Raw genomic sequence first — 19,249 nt, 5'->3', positions numbered from 1 at the left:
AGGAAAGACCTATCCCGGGTGGATAGGTCTTTTATTTTTGGCATTTTTGGTTGTTGGGGAGGATTTTTAGTTCATGGCCGGTATAGGGTCGATCCATTTTTATGTCTCCTTTAGCACAGATTGTGCCGCCGCCCCAGTCAGGTGATAGTTTGCCTTTGATGTAGATGTTACCGTCTGACATGATTTGAGCATTTTCCTGAACATGTACTTCACCATTTAAATAAGCACTGCCTTTAATGTAAAGTACAGAGTTACTTTTTAAAGTAATCTTTTTATCAATTGTAAAGTTTTTACCTACTTCTACATAGCTATTATTCTCAGAATTATAGGATCCCTTAATCTCTGTATTACCTTGGATGATGACACCAGGATTGCTGGTAAGCTGCAGGTTCCCATTAAGTAGAAAGTTACCGCCTGCATTTACTTTGGCATTCTCCTGTATGGTCGTATTACCGCCAAGTGATAAATCTTTCCCCGTTGTCACTTTCGTATTGGATCTAAATTGAGTAGCCCCACCAGTTTGCAAAGATTCTTTCAGATTAACGGAACTATTCGTATCCAATATGAAAGTGCCGCCAGCTGTCAGATTGCGGCCAGTAAAGACATTCTGGGAGTGTAAATTTACATTGTTTTTGATGAAGGAATCATCCTTAGCATTAATAACAGCGTTTTGTTGTCCAACTAAATCTCCAGTAACATAAAAATTATGATCGATATTGAATTGGATGAAGATTGACGTACTCATCGGTATCCATAAACTGCCTTGATGAATATTTATTATCGGGCAATACTTCCAATCCCCGAATTGGGAATCTGCTAGTTTCGTGTCCCCATAATAGTCGCAGCCATCAGGTATATTCGTTGTTGGATCTGACGGTTCTTCTGGTTCGTATGGTTCATCGGTATCAGGAGGTGTATCCTCTTCTGAATCACCAGGAGTTGTTTCATTTTCGTTATCACCCGGATTTCCGGGTTTTTCTGGATTATCGGTGTCATTACCTGGATCTTCCGTATTGTCACCTGGATTTGTCGAATCGCCCGGTTCTTCATCATCGTCACTATCATCATTGCCATTGTCTGGCGGAGTGGGTTGAGATATAGCTATAGACAACTCATCAGTAGTTGGTTTTGTAAAGGCAGTATCTACGTCAAAAGTCTCATCTTCTTGGTTAGATATAGTAAAATTTACTTGCAAAGTTTGGACTTCTGATTGAGAATTAAAACATTCCGGTTGCGTGTTTTCTGCTTCTGGATACTGGAATTCGATATTGGTTAATGTATTGTCTCCTGTAAGATGAAGGTCGATTTTCGCTCCATCTGGAGATTCCAAGTTGTACCCGTCGACTAGGCAGACATTGTTTAATGTACCATTTTCATAAGCATTACGAAGAACTTGCGTGACATATGCAGCATCATTTCGCAAACTATTATCTTGTTCGGCAATATCATTTTGCTGAAGCGCCTGGGCAGTTATCGAAACGGCTGAGATTGTGATCAAGCTGAAAAGGACCAGTCCGCCAAGCAGTTCTATTAAAGTAAATCCTTTTTCATTCGACATAATAAACACTCCCATTACTATTGATGAGGTGGATTAAATGAAAGATATCGTACATAAACAGCGTGGCTTTACACTGCTTGAAATTTTAGTTGGTTTGACAATTTTAGCTTTTGTCATCACTGCCTTTATTCCCATCTTCACACAAGCTGCCATTCATAATAGAGTCAACGGTGACACATTGAAAACAAATGAAGCAGCTCAGGTAGTAGCATCCCAATTTCACTCCCTGACAGACGTCCAACGTAAAATAGGAAAAAGCGCTCCGCTTCAATCTTGCTCAAATCAACAGCTGGCAGATGCCATTGAGTTTCCCGAAGAGGAAGTGATAGGAGATATTTCATATAAAGTCCGTGTCAGCTTATGTGCATTCGATCAAGGGGATGTAGAGAACTTGATACAAGCTGTGTTTACAATAGAAAACGCTGCTGAAAAACCAGTAACAGAGGGTACGGCAAGAAAATTCCTGTCAAGTGAGGAGGTTTCTGATGTACAGGCTCCGTAACGAAAGAGGTGCGGCGTTAGTCCTCGTCCTGTGGATCATCGTCTTATTCACTATCATTGGTATAATCCTCTTCTCACAGCTTGCAACAACTAGCAGACAAATGAATAAACAGGAAGCTGCCACACTGGAATCAGATCTTTCCCATATGGCTGCTGTATATGTAAGTACTTATATCAAACAAGAAGCTGGTTCAAACAGTATGACGCAAGAGAAACTTACAGAAATACTAAAGAGCTTACCTGAAAGAATTACAATCGATCAGCGGGATATTACACTCGCAGCTGCAGTTGAATCGGATCATATCAATGTCACAGTCGGTATTCTGATAGATAAGGAAAATGTTCAGCGGGTTGAAACGATACCGATAGTAGAGTAGTTCCAAGGATAGAAGGAATTATCCTACAAAAGTATTGATTTTCATTTTATTCTAAGACTATATTATTAGTAATTTAATAGCAAGAGACAGGAAGAACTTTGTAGAACCTCAAGATAGGAAGTGGAAGTATGGCGAAAAAGAAGAAACTAGGTGAATTACTGAAAAAAGCTGGATTGGTTAGCGAGGAGCAGGTTCTAGCTGCAATCGAAGAACAGCAGCCAGGGCAGAAGCTTGGAGATTTACTGCTTGAAAAAGGATACATAACGGAACAGCAATTGATCGAAGTGCTGGAATTCCAGCTTGGTATCCCGCATGTTTCCCTTTTCCGCTATCCATTCCAACTTGAATTGGTTAAGCTCTTGCCGGTTCAGTTCGCGAGAAAGCATACTGTCATTCCTTTAAGCAGGGAAAATAACATTTTGACGGTTGCGATGTACGATCCAATGGACTACTACGCAATCGATGATATGGAAATGTACACTGGATTCTCGATTAAGCCGGTAATTGCATCCAAAGCAGATATTTTGGAAGCAATTACGAGTGTATACAAGGAAGCTGAAACAGGGGAGTCACGCACAGACTTTGCCGCGGAGGCAGCACCTGCCATACGGATTGTGGAACAGCTGATCAGTGCTGGCGTTCAGTTGAAAGCCAGTGATATACATATGGATCCATACGAAACAGAAGTCCAAGTTCGTTACCGGATTGATGGTGATCTCCGTCGGGAGAGGACTTTGCCGAAATCTATCCAGGCTGCAGTTGTAGCACGCGTCAAGATCCTTGCTAATATGAACATTACAGAGACACGTTTGCCTCAAGATGGCAGGATTAAGCTAAAAATGGAAAATACTCATGTTGACTTGCGAATTAGTGTCCTGCCAACCGTATTCGGAGAGAAAGTGGTTATCCGGATTCTTGATTTGAGCAACGTGATTAAGAGTTTGGATGAGCTGGATTTCAGTGAAGGGAACTATCAAAAATACAGTCGTTTAATCGAACAGCCTTCTGGGTTGATTCTGTTTACAGGTCCAACTGGTTCAGGGAAGTCATCAGGTCTTTATGCCAGCATCAATCATCTGAATAGGGAGCAATACAACATAATTACAGTTGAAGACCCTGTGGAATTTGAATTGCAAGGTGTGAACCAGATGCAGGTGAACAGCAGTATTGGCCTGACCTTCGCAGCAGGCTTGCGTTCGATTCTTCGTCAGGATCCAAATATCATTATGGTCGGGGAGATTCGTGATAGGGAAACTGCAGAAATTGCAGTCCGCGCATCTCTCACTGGCCATCTTGTATTCAGTACATTGCATACAAATAATGCTATTGCCTCGATACCGCGTTTGCTGGATATGAAAATCGAGCCATATCTTGTGGTCTCTTCGGTAACAGGTGTTGTCGCACAGCGGTTGGTAAAACGAATTTGCCGTGACTGCAAAGAAGCTTATACCCCAAATGATTTGGAAGCCGAGCTGCTTGCAAGGCACGGACTTGAGACTGATATTTTATACCGCGGAAAAGGGTGTAACAGCTGTAAACAGACAGGCTATAGAGGCCGCATGGCTGTTCATGAGCTGCTAATCGTGGATGATCAAATTAGGGCAATGCTGATTCAGCAGCGTTCCGTGGATGAAATCAAGCAAGCTGCAGTTGGAAATGGCATGAAAATGTTGATTGATGATGGCTTGGAAAAAGCTGTACAAGGAATGACAACCGTGGAAGAGGTTCTGCGGATTACGGTGGATGGTTAAGGAGCTGCAAGATGAAAGAGACATTTGACCAATTATTGATGACGGCAATGGAAATGAAAGCATCAGATATTCATCTGACTGTTGCAGTTCCCCCGATTTTTCGTGTTCATGGTGTGCTGAAACGGCATCAGGGAGAAAACCTGAAACCGCAGGACACCGAGGAGATGGCAAAAGCTATATTAAGTGATAAGCTGTGGAATCGCTTCAAAGAAATAGGGGAAGTGGATCTTTCTTACAGCATCCCCGGTATATCCCGATTTCGAATCAATGCATATCATCAGCGTGGATGTGTCTCATTGGCAGTACGCGTTGTGCCGACAAATGTACCGACACTGGCTGATCTTGAATTACCTGATGTTTTGAAAATGCTGTCAGGAAAACCACAAGGTCTGCTGCTTGTAACAGGGCCAACCGGAAGCGGGAAGAGCACCACTTTGGCTGCGATGATTCATCATATGAATACAAGTATGCAGCGGCATATCATCACACTTGAGGATCCGATTGAGTATTTGCACAAGCATGATCAGTGCATAATCGACCAGCGTGAAGTCGGCTTGGATACGGATAACTTTGCAAATGGACTGCGGGCATGTTTACGGCAAGATCCCGATGTGATCCTCGTTGGGGAGCTTCGTGACTTGGAGACGATCTCAACAGCAATTACCGCAGCAGAAACAGGTCACCTTGTGTTGGCGACATTGCATACCAGTTCGGCATCGCAAACGATTGATAGAATAATTGACGTTTTCCCCGCTGAACAACAGCCGCAAATCCGTATTCAGCTCGCAAGTGTACTGACAGCCGTTTTATCTCAAAGACTAGTAAGGCGGGCAGATGGGCAGGGACGGAAAGCTCTGACGGAATTGCTCGTCAACACGTCTGCCATCAAGAATCTGATTCGAAATGGGAAGATGCATCAGATTCCTAGCATCATGCAAACTTCCCGTGATCAGGGTATGCATACGATGGATATGACCATTCGTAAGATGGTTGCTGGGGGAATTGTGACCATGGATCAGGTGGCGCCATTCCTGGAAGAGCGAGGTGTGTAAATGGCTTATTATCAATATGCTGCCCGTGATATGCTCGGAAAGCTGAAAAGAGGCAAAGTCCAGGCAGAAAACCGTCAGGATGCGCTGGATAAGCTACAGCGCCAGCAGCTTATCGTTTTCGAGTTACGGGAGTTAAACCGGATTTTACATAAGGAACTGTCTTTCGGTAAACGTGTGAAGAAGAAAGAGTTCATCATCTTTTTACGTCAGCTTTCCACTCTGATCGAGGCTGGGGTGCCATTGGTGGAAGCAACGGGTCTTTTACAGGAACAGACAAAGGATAAATTCCTCAAGGATACGCTGAAGAACGTACGTACTGATCTTATCGAAGGTATTCGATTCTCAGACGCTGTTGAGAAGCATCCGAAAATCTTTCCAGAGTTATTCGTTAATATGATAAGAGCTGGAGAAGCAAGCGGGGAATTGGATGATGTACTCAATAAGATGGCGGTTTATTATGAGAAGCAATATGATATGCGGCAGAAAGTAATAACCGCTTTAAGTTATCCTGTACTTGTGGCTTTGGTTGCACTTTCCATTTGTATCGCACTTCTTGTAATCATCTTCCCACAATTCACTGGCATGTTCGCCAGTATGGATGCTGAGTTGCCGGCGTATACGGCGTTTATCCTGCTTTTATCGGAAGGGATGCAGAAATATTGGTATCTTGGCGTCCTTTGCCTACTACTTTTTGTAGTTTTTTATCGGGTCATCATAAGCCAGCCTAAAGGCAAGCTATTTATGGATAGCATTAAATTGAAAATACCAGTGTTTGGCAGTTTCTATCAAAAAGCGATACTCGCTCGAATGACAAGGACAATGAGTTCCCTTCTGGAAAGTTCTGTACCAATTTTGGACGCCCTCCGAATTTCCAGTCGTATTCTACAGAATAATGTAATGGATAAGGTAATGAAAGATTGCTATGAAACGGTTGAGAAAGGCGACTCCCTTGCTGGGCCTATGGAAGCTCACTGGGCCTTTCCTCCAATGATTACCCAGATGATACGGGTAGGGGAAAAAACCGGTTCTTTGGATAGCTTGCTGGATCGAGCGGCAAACTTTTATGAGCAAGAACTGGATTATGCTGCGGAGCGATTGAAATCGTTGCTGGAACCAGTTTTGATTCTTGTCCTTTCGATAATGGTAGGAAGCATTGTTACAGCCGTCATTTTACCAATGTTCTCCCTTTATGAGAACTTGCAGTATTAAAGTACTATAATATTGACAAAATCTCTGTTAACTTTTCATTTTTTAGGTAGATTTTCATGCTTTGTCTGTTATAATCTTACTAGATTAATAGGAAGCGATGATAAAATAACTTTATGTGGGCACTTGGTTATTTTGGAGCTAGTAGTGCAACCGGCCATATTGATCCTATTCGTTTCCACGTGGCCGGAAACTACTACATAACAAAGGAGTGTCCACAATGAAAAAGTTTTTGAAAAAGAGAATGAAATCAGAAAAAGGCTTCACATTAGTTGAGTTGCTTGCTGTCATTGTTATCCTTGGTATTTTAGCTGCCATTGCAATCCCTGTAATTTCTGGTTTAATTGGTGATAGCCGACAGGACGCACATAATGCTACAGCACAGCAAATGATCGAAGCTGCACGCTTGGCTTCTGTAAAAGATGGTGGAGACGATACTTCATCTTACACATTGGATGAGTTGATCAAAGGCGGCTACTTGAGCGCACCCCAAAATCCTGAAGATGGTAAGTCTTATGATAGAGCAAGAAGTGAAGTTACACTTGAAAACGGACAATATAAAGCCGAAGTTTATGAGTTTGGCAAAGATGACGAGCCTGTGGGCACAGCCGGAGCAGAAGCAAATGAAAAAGCGGATACACATTCTGCAACAAACTAATAGATTATCAGAAATCTCTCCTTGTGAGAGATTTCTGTGTTTACATAAGCAAGGAGCGATAATATGTCGATTTTCCTACTGATTTACTTCATTATACTAGGGGCTGTTCTCGGCTCATTCTACAATGTTGTCGGAATGCGGGTACCTGAGAAGAAAATGTTCCAATCAGAACGCTCATACTGCCCAAACTGCAAGCATCAAATCAAGGCATATGATTTAATACCAGTAATCTCATACATCGTTCTCGGTGGAAAATGCCGTCATTGTAAACAGAGGATTTCGCCACTTTATCCATTCACGGAACTTGCAGCAGGGTTATTATTCGGGTACAGCTATTTTGTGATTGGGTTGCAGTGGGAGTTAGTTACAGCATTGATATTAGTATCAATGTCGGCAATTCTGTTCGTGACGGACATGCGTTTCATGCTGATACCGAATAAGATTCTACTGTTTTTCCTTCCTCTATTCATCATTCTCCGCATTATCACTCCATTAGAGCCATGGTGGGATTCGATTGTTGGAGCCATTGTGGCGTTTGTCCTGCTTTTCCTCGTCATTTTATTCAGCCGGGGAGGTATGGGCGGCGGAGATTTGAAATTGTTCGTGGTGCTCGGTGTGATACTTGGCTGGAAGGGTGTATTGCTTACTTTCTTCCTATCTTCTGTGATAGGAGCGGTTATCAGTCTTGTTCTCCTTTCAGCGAAGATACTGAATCGGAAGCAGGCAATTCCGTTTGGTCCGTATATTTTATTGGGTGCGCTTATCACTTATTTCCATGGCGATCAATTGATTGGCTGGTACATCAATTCATTCTTTTAAATGAGGGAAGATCATGTTCAAGAAGCAAGGCAAACAAGTGTACATCATCATACAGGAAACGGTATTACGGTATGCGGCAGGAGTGCCAGCCGGATTCCGTAACGAAAATAGTTTCGGCAGTATCGAACTGCCGCAGGGGACGATCCGTCAAGGAAAATTGGAGCATGCCGATCAGCTGACAAAAGCCGTCCGGAAATTGGTTGAGGAAAATAGCTGGAAGGGGCGTAAGCTGCTTTTCACGCTGCCGGATCAAGCTGTGACGCTTCGCCGGCACCAGGTTCCAAAGCAACTGAAATGGGAGGAGATCAAGCCGTTTCTTTATACCGAGCTTCACCATACCATTCAGCTGCCTTTTGAGGATCCAGTTCTTGATTTCGAGATTTTGGAGGAAGGGGAAGGAAGCAATACAATTTTACTGGTAGCTTACCCGGGGAAGCGTGTGGATGATTTTCAACTGGCGTTCAAGGAAGCAGGACTTCAGCCTGTTGCAGCCGATTTAGCTTCTTTATCGCTTTATCGCCTTTACATGCAACAGTATAAAGAAACAACCGATGATCATCTGCTGCTTCTGCAATGGAATCGCAGCGGCTTGATGCTTACGGCATTTCATCGGGACATGCCATTATTCATCAGACAACCGCAAACGAGCTTTGGTAACTTGCAGGAGCACATGGAGCAGGATTTATTTTATCAAGACGAAGCGGATCGGGCTCGTGCTTATTTGGAAGAACAGATGACAGAAATTGAAAGGTTCATGGATTTTTATCGTTATTCCGTCATGAATGGCGAAGCTGGTATTACAAAGCTGCTTGTTTCTGGTGACTATGAGCAGCTGGAAGATGTAATGGACGAGCTGAGGCAGCGATTGCAAATCGAGACGGTCACATTCCGGCAAGAGATGATGGATGAACTGCCGCTTGCTTATGCCGATGTTCTAGGTTTATCCATGAAGAAGTTATAAAGGGGACAGTGGACATGCTCGAAATCAATTTACTTCGAAAACAATCAGAGAGGCAGCGCTCCCCGATTTTGTTCCTCAGTATCCTTGGCGGGGTGTTCCTTATTTGTGTTGTATTATTTACGTGGCAGTTGTTGACTGCAAAAGGTGAGCTTTCCGATTTGGAAGCCAAGCAAGCTTCCAATCAGACGCTGTTGGATGCGCAAAGTGCGGCCGGTGCTGGTACAAGCAGTACAGCTCTTCCCCATCCGGTCGAATTGATGGACAAACTGAAAGGACTCGCACCTAAAGGTACGGAACTCATCAGCTACAGCAGCCCGGCCAACGAAGCCATTACGGTTGCGTTGTTAGTTGAAAGTACGGATGCGGCGGCGGACTACATACAACAGGTGCAAGATACAGGCTTTGTAACTCGAGCTTCCTTGCAATCTCTGTCGCCTCAAGGAGCAGACAGTTTTCAAGCTGTCTTTACGATCACAGTGGATCAAGCAGCATGGGCAAGTGAGGTGAATGCAGAATGATCAATTGGTCGGATGCATCCCAAAGGCGTAAAATTATGATATTCGCTTTTCTGTTTGTCATTTTGCTTACAGTGATGTGCTATGTTCTATACGTAATGCCAGTGAAAAATGATGTCAGCGTCGTAGAAACAGTCGTACTTAACCAAGAAAGATCCCTGACAGCGTCGAAGGTAACTGCGGAGCAAGAGGCAGTACCAGATGCACCGCTGGAGAACGAACTGCTGAAGGAATTGGCGAAAATAGCAAAAGCGAATGACACAACGATTACGTCTATCAGTAATGATGCAGAAATGGAATCGGAGGGTGCGTTTGTATATCAAATGAGCATCTCGTCATCTGGTTACAAAGCATTGCATAAGTTCCTGACAGAAGTCGATGCAATGGAGCGCAAAGCTGAAATTGAGCAAATCGACGTGACAAATGCTTCGGAAAATAGCTATATTGCAACGATATCTTTACGGGTATTTTATAATCCTGCATCTTAATTCGTAGAAAAGCGTGTTTGATAGGTTCATCCTGTCGAACACTCTTTTTTTGTCTCGACAGCATTTCTCTTACTTCTATTTCTACCTGTGCTAGAGTTAGCCCTATCAATGATAAAAGAGGTGCCAGGATGGAAGAGAAGAAGCGGTTTTCTGTCAAGATTGGCGGTAAGAAGCAGAAGGAGCAACAGCAACAGTCAAAAGAAGAGATGATCGGTGAGGGAAGCTACACACTTTATGACGAAGAAACAGCTGCCACTGTCGAGAAGGATGTGCCGGTGCTGGACCAGTTGAATAAGAAAAAATCAGAGAAAAGCGGTGTAACATTGTCACCAATGGCGAAGAAGCTGGCGGCAGCTGCCCTTGGTGCTGCCTTGATTGGAGTCGTGCTGGGTTTCTTATTGCTCCGTTATACAGCCGGCATGGAATCGGAGACAAGTGGCGTGGCGGCTCCGGCAGCAACGAAGGAAGCTGCAGCTAATGCAGGAGCGTTTAGCGATTTGACTGCCTATGTTGTGCAAGGTGGCGTTTATAATCAGGAAGACATTGGGCAGGACGTTGTTCAGAAATACGTGGATGCCGGAATTCCAGCTGTGCTGTGGGAAAAGAGCGGTCAATTTTTCCTGCTGACAGGGATGGCTGGATCAAAAGAAGAGGCCCAAACACTTGGCTCCCAGCTGCAGGCTCAGGGCTACGAGAGCTATGTGAAGCAATGGGACCCTGCCGTTGAGACAGGCAGCAGTGCTTGGCTGGACGAGCTGGCAGTGCTGCTTGCAGCAGGCGAGAATCAGGATCCGGCTCTTTGGAAAGCTTGGCAGGAGAAAATCCCGGCGGAAGCGGCAGCTGTCAAGACAGCATCGGATGAAGCGGTAACTGCGATGGAGCAAGGCAATTTTACCACTAGCATGCTGCTGCCGGTTTGGCATGAGGCCGCCACCCTTGCTGCCGAGGGTCAATGAAAACTATCTGTATTACTATTGGTAAGGAACTTCTATTATTTAATCTGATTTCTCCATTTTTTGAAAGTGGGAATTAATAAAATTTCTATTTACCAATTTGAATAGCGGGCCGTCTTCCATTAAGCTTTTCGTAACCTGTCGCCACACAGGAATCCGAGTCGGAAGGAAGGCGGTTTTTTGCTGCATACAGAAATGACGATAAAATCGGTGCCAAAGGAAGATCGTCCGCGGGAAAGACTGCTGGAGCTGGGAGCTGCTCATTTGTCCAATGCGGAGTTATTTGCGATTTTGCTTGGGAGCGGGACAAGGGATGAGCCTGTCACATTGCTGGCTCAGCGGCTTTTGATGCATTTTGAAGGGCTGCAGCTTCTGCGGGATGCGACAATCGAAGAGCTGACTGCCATTAAAGGAATCGGCACGGCCAAGGGAGTGCTTATCTTGGCTGCCATCGAACTCGGGCAGCGGCTATATCGATACAAACCGGCCGAACGATATACTGTTCGGAGCCCTAAAGATGGTGCGGATTATGTAATGGAAGAAATGCGTAATCTGTCTCAGGAGCATTTTGTCGTACTATTCCTTAATACGAAGAATCATATCATTCACCGTCAGACAATCTTCATTGGCAGCCTTAATGCCTCCATCGTCCATCCCCGTGAGATCTTCCGCGAAGCGGTCCGTCGTTCCGCTGCCAGCATCATTTGTGCACATAACCATCCTTCAGGCGATCCTTCTCCTTCACAAGAAGATATCCACGTCACCAAACGCCTGCAAGAGTGCGGCAAGATGATCGGTATCGAGCTTTTGGACCATCTTGTCATAGGTGATCGTAAGTTTATTTCCCTAAAGGAAAAAGGATACTTGTAATCACTATCTATTTTTTTAGTTTTCTCGTATAATTGATACTAGCTTTGTAGATAAGCGCCTAGCATGGTACACCTTACTAGCTGGCGCTTCTTCTGATGGTACGCATTAGTACCTTGCAACTATGTCTATTGGATTGATATCTGATATGATAAAGTACAACATAATGAGACAATATATGAAAAGTACGCATTGCTGACAAGCAGCATTGCTGAAACACGAACGGACTCGGAAAAGGAGAATTAATTGTGGCGAAATTCAGTTTTTCACAAGACTTAGGGATCGACCTAGGTACAGCAAATACATTGGTTTTTGTAAAAGGAAAAGGCGTAGTCGTCCGTGAGCCTTCTGTGGTGGCGACGAATGTGGAAACTGGTCAGGTGGAAGCAGTTGGCGGCGACGCCCGTAATATGATTGGCAGAACACCGGGAAATATCCGTGTTATCCGTCCGATGAAGGATGGTGTCATCGCGGATTATGATACAACAGCTACAATGATGAAATATTACATCAAGCAAGCACAGCGCAATCGTTCTTCCTTCGCTAAAAAACCGAATGTCATGGTATGTGTGCCATCCGGCATCACGATGGTCGAGGAGCGCGCTGTTATCGACGCGACGAAACAGGCAGGTGCAAAGGATGCTTTCCCTATCGCTGAGCCTTTTGCGGCGGCTATCGGGGCTGGACTGCCGGTATGGGAACCTACAGGAAGTATGATCGTTGATATCGGCGGCGGTACGACAGAAGTTGCCATCATCAGCTTGGGTGGTATCGTAACAAGCGAGTCAATCCGTACAGCTGGGGATGATATGGATGAAGCAATCACCCAGTACATCCGTAAAACATATAACTTGATGATCGGGGAACGATCTGCGGAACAGTTGAAGATGGATCTTGGTCATGCAGGGGTACCGGAAACAGACGAAGAAACGGAAATTCGCGGCCGTGATTTGCTGACAGGTCTGCCGAAAACGATCAGCGTGAGTGCGAAGGAAATTTCCGGGGCACTGGCGGATACAGTGAGCGCGATTGTGGATGCTGTGAAGCTGACATTGGAAAAGACACCGCCTGAATTGGCTGCTGATATCATGGATCGCGGTATTGTTCTTTCTGGTGGAGGTGCACTGCTTCGCAATTTGGACAGCGTCATCAGTGAAGAGACGAAAATGCCTGTTTTCGTAGCGGAAAACCCGCTTGATAGTGTGGCCATCGGTACTGGTAAGTCACTGGAATTCATCGAGCATTTCCGTTCCCATCCACATGTATTTTCCAAAGCTACTAAAAATTGAGTTGGGTGAGTTATGAACTTCTTTAAGAAAAAACGAATGTTCCTATTCCTGATTGCGATCATCATTTTAGTTGGCTTGATCGGCTTTTCAACCAGGGATCGGAGCAGCCAGACATTACCAGAACAATTAATTAGCGATACCGTCGGATTTGTACAGAATATCTTCTCCAAGCCTGCACAATTCACCTCGACGGTATTGACGAATATCAAAGATTTGAAGAACACATACGAAGAAAACCAGGTGCTGAAATCGAAAGTGGATGATTACAAGGGCTTGCTCTTCCGTTATCAGGAACTCCAGCAGCAGTATGATGAGCTGAAAGAATCCAATGAAGCCTTTAATCAGTACACGTCGATGGACTATGACCCGATTCCTGCCGATGTAATCGTACGCAGTCCTGAAGCATGGTTCGACCAGCTTACGATCGATAAAGGTTCTGACGACGGTATCAAGGCGAATATGGCTGTCATGACTTCCAGCGGGATGGTCGGCAAGATCGAGGATGTCAGCCGCAGCACAGCTTCTGTTCAATTGCTGAGCGGTTTCAGTGAGACAAACCGTATTTCTGCCCAAATCACGGGTGGAGAAAACGAAGATGGTGAAAAGCAAGATACCATCTTCGGGTTGATCGAGGGATACGATGAAAAGGACGGTATGCTGTTGTTCACAGGCGTGAAGCCGGAACTGGAGGTCAAAGAAGGTTCTCTTGTAACATCATCCGGTAAGGGCGGTGTCTTCCCTGAAGGTCTTCAAATTGGGGAAGTCGATTCCGTCGAACTTGACCAATATGGCTTGTCGCAGACTGTTCGTGTTAAACCGACAGCCGATTTATATGACATCGATAAGGTGATCGTCGTGGATGCGGCTTCTGAAGAGGCATCTTCCGCTAACGGAGATGAGGGGCTGTAATGAAGAAATTGTATCTGCCGCTTATCATGCTCTTGATCGTGTCACTGGAGGGTGTGGCCACCGCCATGCTGCCGGAGCAGTTCATCGGCGGTGACACATGGCTGATTCCGCACTGGAGTCTTTTATTCCTTGTGTTGATCGCAATGCTGTATGATTTGGATAATTCATATTACAGCCTGCTATATGCGCTTATATTCGGGCTGCTGAAAGATATTGTCTATACGGATATGCTGGGCGTTTATATGTTCACTTATGGCTTAAGCATCTATTTGATTCTGGAACTTCGCAGAGTGCTGCATGGCAATATTTTTGTGGCTGCGCTGCTGGGGATGCTGTCGATCGTTTTTGCCGATGTCATCGGATATCTTATCTATCATCTTATCGGCATCACGCCGATTGGATTCGGTGCTTATTTATTGCAGCGTCTTTTGCCGACGCTTGGCGCCAACCTTATCATGCTTGTAATCTTGTATCTGATTTTCCAAAAGCCTCTGCAGAAATGGTCCGATTCGCAGCTTAGAAGAACGACTAGCTTATAGAGAAGAAAATCAGACGACGAACGGAGGTGACCATCTTGATTGGAAACAAACAAATCATCACGATCAAAGGTACCCGGGAAGGGCTGACCTTGCATATGGATGATGCCTGTTCTTTTGAGGAATTGCTGAGGGAATTGGAAGAGAAGCTTGAAGCAAACCGCATCGATTCTGCTGATCATCTTGTCGGAGTACATATTCAATTAGGCAACAGGTATTTGTACGAAGAGCAGGAGGAAATCCTTCGTCGGATGATTACGAGCAAACAGCGCCTGCGGATCGAATCGATCCATTCTGATGTCATTACGAAGCAAGCGGCCAATGAATGGAAAGAAGAGGCTGAGGTGAAGGCTGTCAGCCGCGTCGTCCGTTCTGGTCAAGTGCTGGAAGTAAAGGGTGATTTGCTCCTGCTTGGCGATGTGAATCCAGGTGGCTGTGTGACGGCTACGGGGAATATATTTGTCATGGGGAATCTGCTTGGAATTGCGCATGCTGGAAAGGATGGCAACGCTGATGCTGTCATCGCTGCTTCCTATATGAATCCGACGCAGCTTCGTATAGCGGATTATATCAGCCGTGCGCCTGATCATGAGTCGGATGGTGTTTATATGGAATGCGGACACATCGATGAAGAAGAGAAAAAAATCATCATCGATCGTTTGCAGGCAGTTATTCGCAAACGTCCGGGCATCAGCAGTTTCGAGAGGAGAATGTTAAATGGGTGAAGCAATCGTTATTACATCCGGTAAGGGAGGAGTAGGGAAGACGACTACTTCGGCCAATCTGGGAACAGCGCTTGCACTGATGGAGAAAAAAGTCTGTTTGATTGATACGGATATCGGTCTTCGGAATCTGGATGTTGTGATGGGTCTTGAAAATCGCATCATTTATGACATCATCGATGTTATTGTCGGCAGATGCTCGCTGAAGCAAGCATTGATCAAAGACAAGCGTTTCGATCATCTATACTTACTGCCAGCTGCCCAAACAAGCGATAAATCGGATTTGACACCAGATGGGATGGAGAAAATCGTAGCCGAGCTGAAGCCGGAATTCGATTACATTCTTATCGACTGTCCAGCCGGTATCGAGCAGGGTTATAAGAATGCTGTAGCGGGAGCGGATAAAGCAATTGTCGTCACCACACCGGAGAAACCGAGTGTACGTGATGCAGATCGCATTATCGGCTTGCTGGAGCAGGAGGATATCGAGTCGCCTAAACTGATCGTCAACCGGATCCGCAATCATATGGTACAGGAAGGCGACATGCTGGAAGTGGATGAAATAGTCCAAGTGCTGTCGATCGACTTGCTAGGTATAGTGGCGGATGATGATGAAGTGATCAAAGCTTCCAATCATGGTGAACCGGTCGCTTTCCACCCGAATACAAAAGCGAGTATTGCATATCGCAACATTGCACGGCGTATTCTGGGGGAGTCCGTGCCGCTCATGAAATTTGAAAGTGAAAAAGGCATGTTCAGTCGCCTGAAAAAGCTTTTTTCCAAGAGTAAATGAACTTATAATGAACTCGTAGCTCTCTTTTGAGTTGCGAGTTTTTTGCTATTACGAACAAGGGGAATGTACAACATGACATGGGATATTTTTAGTATCATCGGTACTGCTGCTTTTGCCATCAGTGGTGCCCTCGTCGCCATGGACGAGAAATATGATGTGTTCGGCGTATATATTTTAGGTTTTGTGACTGCTTTTGGCGGAGGGGCCATCCGTAATCTGCTGATTGGCTTGCCGGTCTCCCATTTGTGGTCCCAAACGACATTATTTTATATATCATTCATATCGATTACCGTGATTCTCATTTTTCCTAAATGGGTTAGCTATTCATGGAAAAAGGCTGGCTTGTATGCCGATGCGATCGGCTTGGCGGCATTCGCCATTCAGGGTGCGCTGCACGCTGCCAGTTTGAATCATAGTCTGCTTGCAATCATGGTTGCAGCTTTTCTGACCGGAAGCGGGGGCGGTATTTTGCGTGATGTGCTGGCAGGCAGGAAACCGTATGTATTCAAAGTGGAGATCTATGGTAGCTGGGCTGCCTTGGCAGGGCTTGTCATTGGTCTAGGCGCTGCTGATCATCCTTTCTTGCTTTATGGATTGTTTGCAGTCATCATTTTTCTGCGGATTTATTCCTTCCATCGGAAATGGCAGCTTCCGGTTCCGAAGATGCATTATCAATAAAGATCAGCATATTGCTGTTCTTTTTTGTTATAATCAGGAAAAAGGGGGATGGTCATGAACAAGGAGCATCAGCCATAACAACGGAGTGGTCTTAAAATTCGTTCTCCTACTCACTTGCTTGTATGATAGCTTACAAGTAAAAAGGAGGAGAAATAATGGAATTGTTTGATCGATTCTTAGAAGACACTGCTAAACCATTTACAGGCTGGGATTTTTCTTTCATTGAGGATACTGGCCGCATCCAATACGAGTTATTGCCCTGGTCATATGGAAGTAAAGCACGAAAATATCTGTTTGGAGCGGGAAGTTTGCTCGATATGGGAACTGGAGGCGGAGAATTCCTGTCCAATTTGCTCCCATTACCTGCATACACAGCGGCAACAGAAGGGTACCTGCCCAATGTGCCAATAGCTAAAAAGAAGCTTGAACCATATGGAGTACGAGTTTTTCAGATAAAAGCAGATGACCAATTGCCATTACAATCTGATACATTCGATGTTGTTTTGAACAAACATGAGTCTTATGCTGCAGCGGAAGTGAACCGAGTGCTGAAACATAACGGCATCTTCCTCACACAGCAAGTAGGTGGTACCGATTGTGCAGAACTTAATCAGCTGTTAGGTGCACCCATCAATACAAGCTATCAGGATTGGAGTCTGCGGACAGCTGCGGAGGATCTTATAAGTGATTTTACTTTAGTGGAGCAGGCGGAAGCATTTCCAATTATGCGTTTTTACGATATCGGAGCGATTGTCTACTACTTGAAAGCAATCCCTTGGCAAGTGCCGCAATTCTCCGTGAATACTTATCGAGATGCTTTATATGACTTGCATCTCTTTATTGAGAAGAAGGGTTTTCTGGATGTCAGACAGCATCGTTTCCTGTTGGCAGCTATGTCTAAGTGATTGAAGCCTCCCTCGCTGGGAGGCTTTTTTCGCTTGTTTTAATAACTTGTCCGCTTTCTTCATAGACTTGTACAAAGAGTGAGAGAGGGGTTCATCGTTATGGGAAAGAATCTGCATGCAGTGCGTAAAGGAATTGCTGAACGTAAACGTCGGAAAGGGGAACAAATCCAAAAAGGCATGGCGGATACAGTAAGGTCTTTTACTGTTGATGAGGAGGAATCACATGGATTCCCGCCCAGTCCAAAATATGAGCCGCCAAGTTCACAGGATAACTCTAAGTTTGCTTCCCGATTCATGTTCAGGCTGATTGTCTCCGCCAGTTTGTTTTTTGGAACTGCCATTTATTTACAATCGGACCATCCAATAATAGAGAAGACAAAGGGGACAGTGCTCACTGCCCTGACCGAGGAGTTCCCTTTTGCCACCGTCAATAGCTGGTATCAGGAACGATTTGGTGACCCGGTGGCGATCAATCCTGGGGCTGATGGTGACGTTCCTGTCGAAGGACAGGCAATGCCGGTGAATGGGACTGTCGTGCAGCCGTTCGAGGAATCAAATGAAGGCATCCTGATTGAGTCGGATCAGCAGAGTGATGTAGTGGCAGTAGACGAAGGAATCGTTATTTTCGCAGGAAATGACAAAGAAACAGGGAAGACTATCGTCCTTCAGCATGCGGATAAGAGCAAGAGTATTTATGGCCATCTGCATGCCATTGAAGTGAATCAATACCAGCGGATAGAGGTCAATGAAAAGATCGGAGAATTCGTGCCGAATGAGGAGAATGCCCAATCTGTCTATTTCGCACTGCAGCAGGGGAACAGGTATTTGAACCCAATCCAGGAGACGCCGGTTGACGCGCCATGACTGGCTTCCGCCTATTCATCTTCACCCGGTATTCTGGGGATTTCTGCTCATTGCAGTTCTGACAGGGATGCTCATGGAAGTGCTTCTCTTGTTTGTAATCGTTCTCCTGCATGAGTTGGGGCATTTCCTGGCGGCGCGTCATTTCCGCTGGCGCATCCGCCGGATCATGCTGTGGGTGTTCGGCGGTGTGATGGAAACGGATGAGCATGGAAACCGGAGAGGGTTGGAAGAGGCGATAGTCATCGTGGCTGGGCCGTCCGTTCATCTTGTTTTGTATGGTGTTATATACGGGCTCACTGCCACATCTATACCAGAGGCTGTGCTGGAAACTGCTTTGATGTACAATACAACCATCCTTCTGTTCAACTTGCTGCCAATCTGGCCGCTTGATGGAGGCAAGCTGATCGGACTGATTCTTTCTTTGCAGCTACCCTACCGGAAAGCTCATACACTCCTTATCCTCACCAGTTGGGTGATCGGGGCAGCAGCGCTTCTTTATGTGTGCATAGCGATGCCATTCACATTAAGTACAGTCAGTCTTCTTTGTTTTCTAATGTGGGAAAATCGGCTAGAATGGAAACGACGTTATTATGTGTTTTTGCGTTTCCTGCTCCAGCGCGCTACATACGGACCGATTAGCGGAATCAGCACCCCGATTTTTGCTACTTCAAAGACGGATCTTCTGGATGTTCTTTCCCAATACAGGAGAAATAGACGGCATCTAATCGTGGTCAAGGAAAAGAATGCTGTATTGGATGAGCAGCAATGCAGTGATATGTATTTTAAAAGGAAACAAGCACGTTGTACGGTGGGGGATATTCTGCGACAAAATAGACAGTGAGGAATA

The 19,249-nt window shown here is 45.2% G+C and carries 22 protein-coding genes and 1 riboswitch; of the genes, 21 read left to right on the top strand and 1 reads right to left on the bottom strand.

The features are described 5' to 3' along the window. Window positions 1–31: 31 nt before the first annotated feature. Complete coding sequence (locus AB1K91_RS14090; protein WP_413090647.1) at window positions 32–1,558, bottom strand: PilW family protein; 1,527 nt, start codon at window positions 1,556–1,558, stop codon at window positions 32–34. A 37-nt stretch (window positions 1,559–1,595) separates the two neighbouring features. On the opposite strand from AB1K91_RS14090, the gene AB1K91_RS14085 reads away from it, so the two are divergent. From AB1K91_RS14085 to AB1K91_RS13985, 21 genes are all read left to right on the top strand, one after another. Further along, window positions 1,596–2,060, top strand: coding sequence for a PulJ/GspJ family protein (locus tag AB1K91_RS14085; protein WP_413090646.1), 465 nt, complete (start codon window positions 1,596–1,598; stop codon window positions 2,058–2,060). Next, a complete protein-coding gene (locus AB1K91_RS14080; RefSeq protein WP_413090645.1) occupies window positions 2,044–2,436 on the top strand; it encodes a hypothetical protein in 393 nt (130 codons plus the stop codon). The genes AB1K91_RS14085 and AB1K91_RS14080 overlap by 17 nt, the downstream gene beginning before the upstream one ends. A gap of 128 nt (window positions 2,437–2,564) precedes the next feature. Then, the gene (locus tag AB1K91_RS14075) at window positions 2,565–4,187 is read left to right on the top strand and encodes a GspE/PulE family protein (RefSeq protein ID WP_413090643.1); all 1,623 of its coding nucleotides are present in this window, start codon (window positions 2,565–2,567) and stop codon (window positions 4,185–4,187) included. Window positions 4,188–4,198: 11 nt separating this feature from the next. Continuing rightward, window positions 4,199–5,239 (top strand): type IV pilus twitching motility protein PilT, encoded by a 1,041-nt coding sequence (locus AB1K91_RS14070; protein ID WP_413090641.1) that lies wholly within the window; start codon window positions 4,199–4,201, stop codon window positions 5,237–5,239. Further along, window positions 5,240–6,448 carry a type II secretion system F family protein gene (locus tag AB1K91_RS14065; RefSeq protein WP_413090640.1) on the top strand — a complete coding sequence of 403 codons (1,209 nt, stop codon included), beginning with the start codon at window positions 5,240–5,242 and terminating at the stop codon, window positions 6,446–6,448. Window positions 6,449–6,530: 82 nt separating this feature from the next. Then, a riboswitch (cyclic di-GMP riboswitch) is annotated at window positions 6,531–6,613 on the top strand. A 52-nt stretch (window positions 6,614–6,665) separates the two neighbouring features. Next, complete coding sequence (locus AB1K91_RS14060; RefSeq protein WP_413090638.1) at window positions 6,666–7,103, top strand: type II secretion system protein; 438 nt, start codon at window positions 6,666–6,668, stop codon at window positions 7,101–7,103. Between the two features lie 63 nt (window positions 7,104–7,166). After that, entirely contained in the window at window positions 7,167–7,922 is a 756-nt protein-coding gene (locus AB1K91_RS14055) for a prepilin peptidase (RefSeq protein WP_413090637.1), read from the top strand. A 13-nt stretch (window positions 7,923–7,935) separates the two neighbouring features. Beyond that, window positions 7,936–8,883 (top strand): type IV pilus biogenesis protein PilM, encoded by a 948-nt coding sequence (gene pilM / locus AB1K91_RS14050; protein WP_413090636.1) that lies wholly within the window; start codon window positions 7,936–7,938, stop codon window positions 8,881–8,883. A 14-nt stretch (window positions 8,884–8,897) separates the two neighbouring features. Then, window positions 8,898–9,401, top strand: a complete 504-nt coding sequence (locus AB1K91_RS14045; protein WP_413090634.1) for a hypothetical protein — start codon at window positions 8,898–8,900, stop codon at window positions 9,399–9,401. Then, the gene (locus tag AB1K91_RS14040; RefSeq protein ID WP_413090633.1) at window positions 9,398–9,886 is read left to right on the top strand and encodes a type 4a pilus biogenesis protein PilO; all 489 of its coding nucleotides are present in this window, start codon (window positions 9,398–9,400) and stop codon (window positions 9,884–9,886) included. Before AB1K91_RS14045 ends, AB1K91_RS14040 begins: the two co-directional genes overlap by 4 nt. Window positions 9,887–10,014: 128 nt before the next feature. Beyond that, window positions 10,015–10,842, top strand: a complete 828-nt coding sequence (locus AB1K91_RS14035) for a hypothetical protein (protein ID WP_413090632.1) — start codon at window positions 10,015–10,017, stop codon at window positions 10,840–10,842. 192 nt (window positions 10,843–11,034) lie between these two features. Further along, the gene (radC, locus tag AB1K91_RS14030) at window positions 11,035–11,709 is read left to right on the top strand and encodes a RadC family protein (protein WP_413090689.1); all 675 of its coding nucleotides are present in this window, start codon (window positions 11,035–11,037) and stop codon (window positions 11,707–11,709) included. Between the two features lie 245 nt (window positions 11,710–11,954). Further along, complete coding sequence (locus AB1K91_RS14025) at window positions 11,955–12,995, top strand: rod shape-determining protein (protein WP_093727722.1); 1,041 nt, start codon at window positions 11,955–11,957, stop codon at window positions 12,993–12,995. A gap of 12 nt (window positions 12,996–13,007) precedes the next feature. Beyond that, window positions 13,008–13,904, top strand: a complete 897-nt coding sequence (gene mreC / locus AB1K91_RS14020; RefSeq protein WP_413090630.1) for a rod shape-determining protein MreC — start codon at window positions 13,008–13,010, stop codon at window positions 13,902–13,904. Continuing rightward, a complete protein-coding gene (gene mreD, locus AB1K91_RS14015; protein ID WP_413090629.1) occupies window positions 13,904–14,443 on the top strand; it encodes a rod shape-determining protein MreD in 540 nt (179 codons plus the stop codon). Before mreC ends, mreD begins: the two co-directional genes overlap by 1 nt. Before the next feature lie 35 nt (window positions 14,444–14,478). Continuing rightward, window positions 14,479–15,165 (top strand): septum site-determining protein MinC, encoded by a 687-nt coding sequence (gene minC / locus AB1K91_RS14010; RefSeq protein WP_413090628.1) that lies wholly within the window; start codon window positions 14,479–14,481, stop codon window positions 15,163–15,165. Beyond that, window positions 15,158–15,955, top strand: coding sequence for a septum site-determining protein MinD (minD, locus tag AB1K91_RS14005; RefSeq protein ID WP_413090626.1), 798 nt, complete (start codon window positions 15,158–15,160; stop codon window positions 15,953–15,955). The genes minC and minD overlap by 8 nt, the downstream gene beginning before the upstream one ends. Window positions 15,956–16,027: 72 nt before the next feature. Then, window positions 16,028–16,633: a trimeric intracellular cation channel family protein gene (locus tag AB1K91_RS14000; protein WP_413090625.1), complete on the top strand. Its 606-nt coding sequence runs from the start codon at window positions 16,028–16,030 to the stop codon at window positions 16,631–16,633. Window positions 16,634–16,788: 155 nt separating this feature from the next. Further along, window positions 16,789–17,538: a class I SAM-dependent methyltransferase gene (locus AB1K91_RS13995; RefSeq protein ID WP_413090623.1), complete on the top strand. Its 750-nt coding sequence runs from the start codon at window positions 16,789–16,791 to the stop codon at window positions 17,536–17,538. Window positions 17,539–17,637: 99 nt separating this feature from the next. Further along, window positions 17,638–18,402 carry a peptidoglycan DD-metalloendopeptidase family protein gene (locus AB1K91_RS13990; protein ID WP_413090621.1) on the top strand — a complete coding sequence of 255 codons (765 nt, stop codon included), beginning with the start codon at window positions 17,638–17,640 and terminating at the stop codon, window positions 18,400–18,402. Next, window positions 18,389–19,243 (top strand): site-2 protease family protein, encoded by an 855-nt coding sequence (locus AB1K91_RS13985; RefSeq protein ID WP_413090620.1) that lies wholly within the window; start codon window positions 18,389–18,391, stop codon window positions 19,241–19,243. The genes AB1K91_RS13990 and AB1K91_RS13985 overlap by 14 nt, the downstream gene beginning before the upstream one ends. Window positions 19,244–19,249: the final 6 nt, after the last annotated feature.

This window comes from Terribacillus jepli, assembly GCF_047228925.1.
Classification (GTDB): Bacteria; Bacillota; Bacilli; order Bacillales; family Amphibacillaceae; genus Terribacillus.
This window is presented reverse-complemented; position numbering and strand designations above follow the sequence as displayed.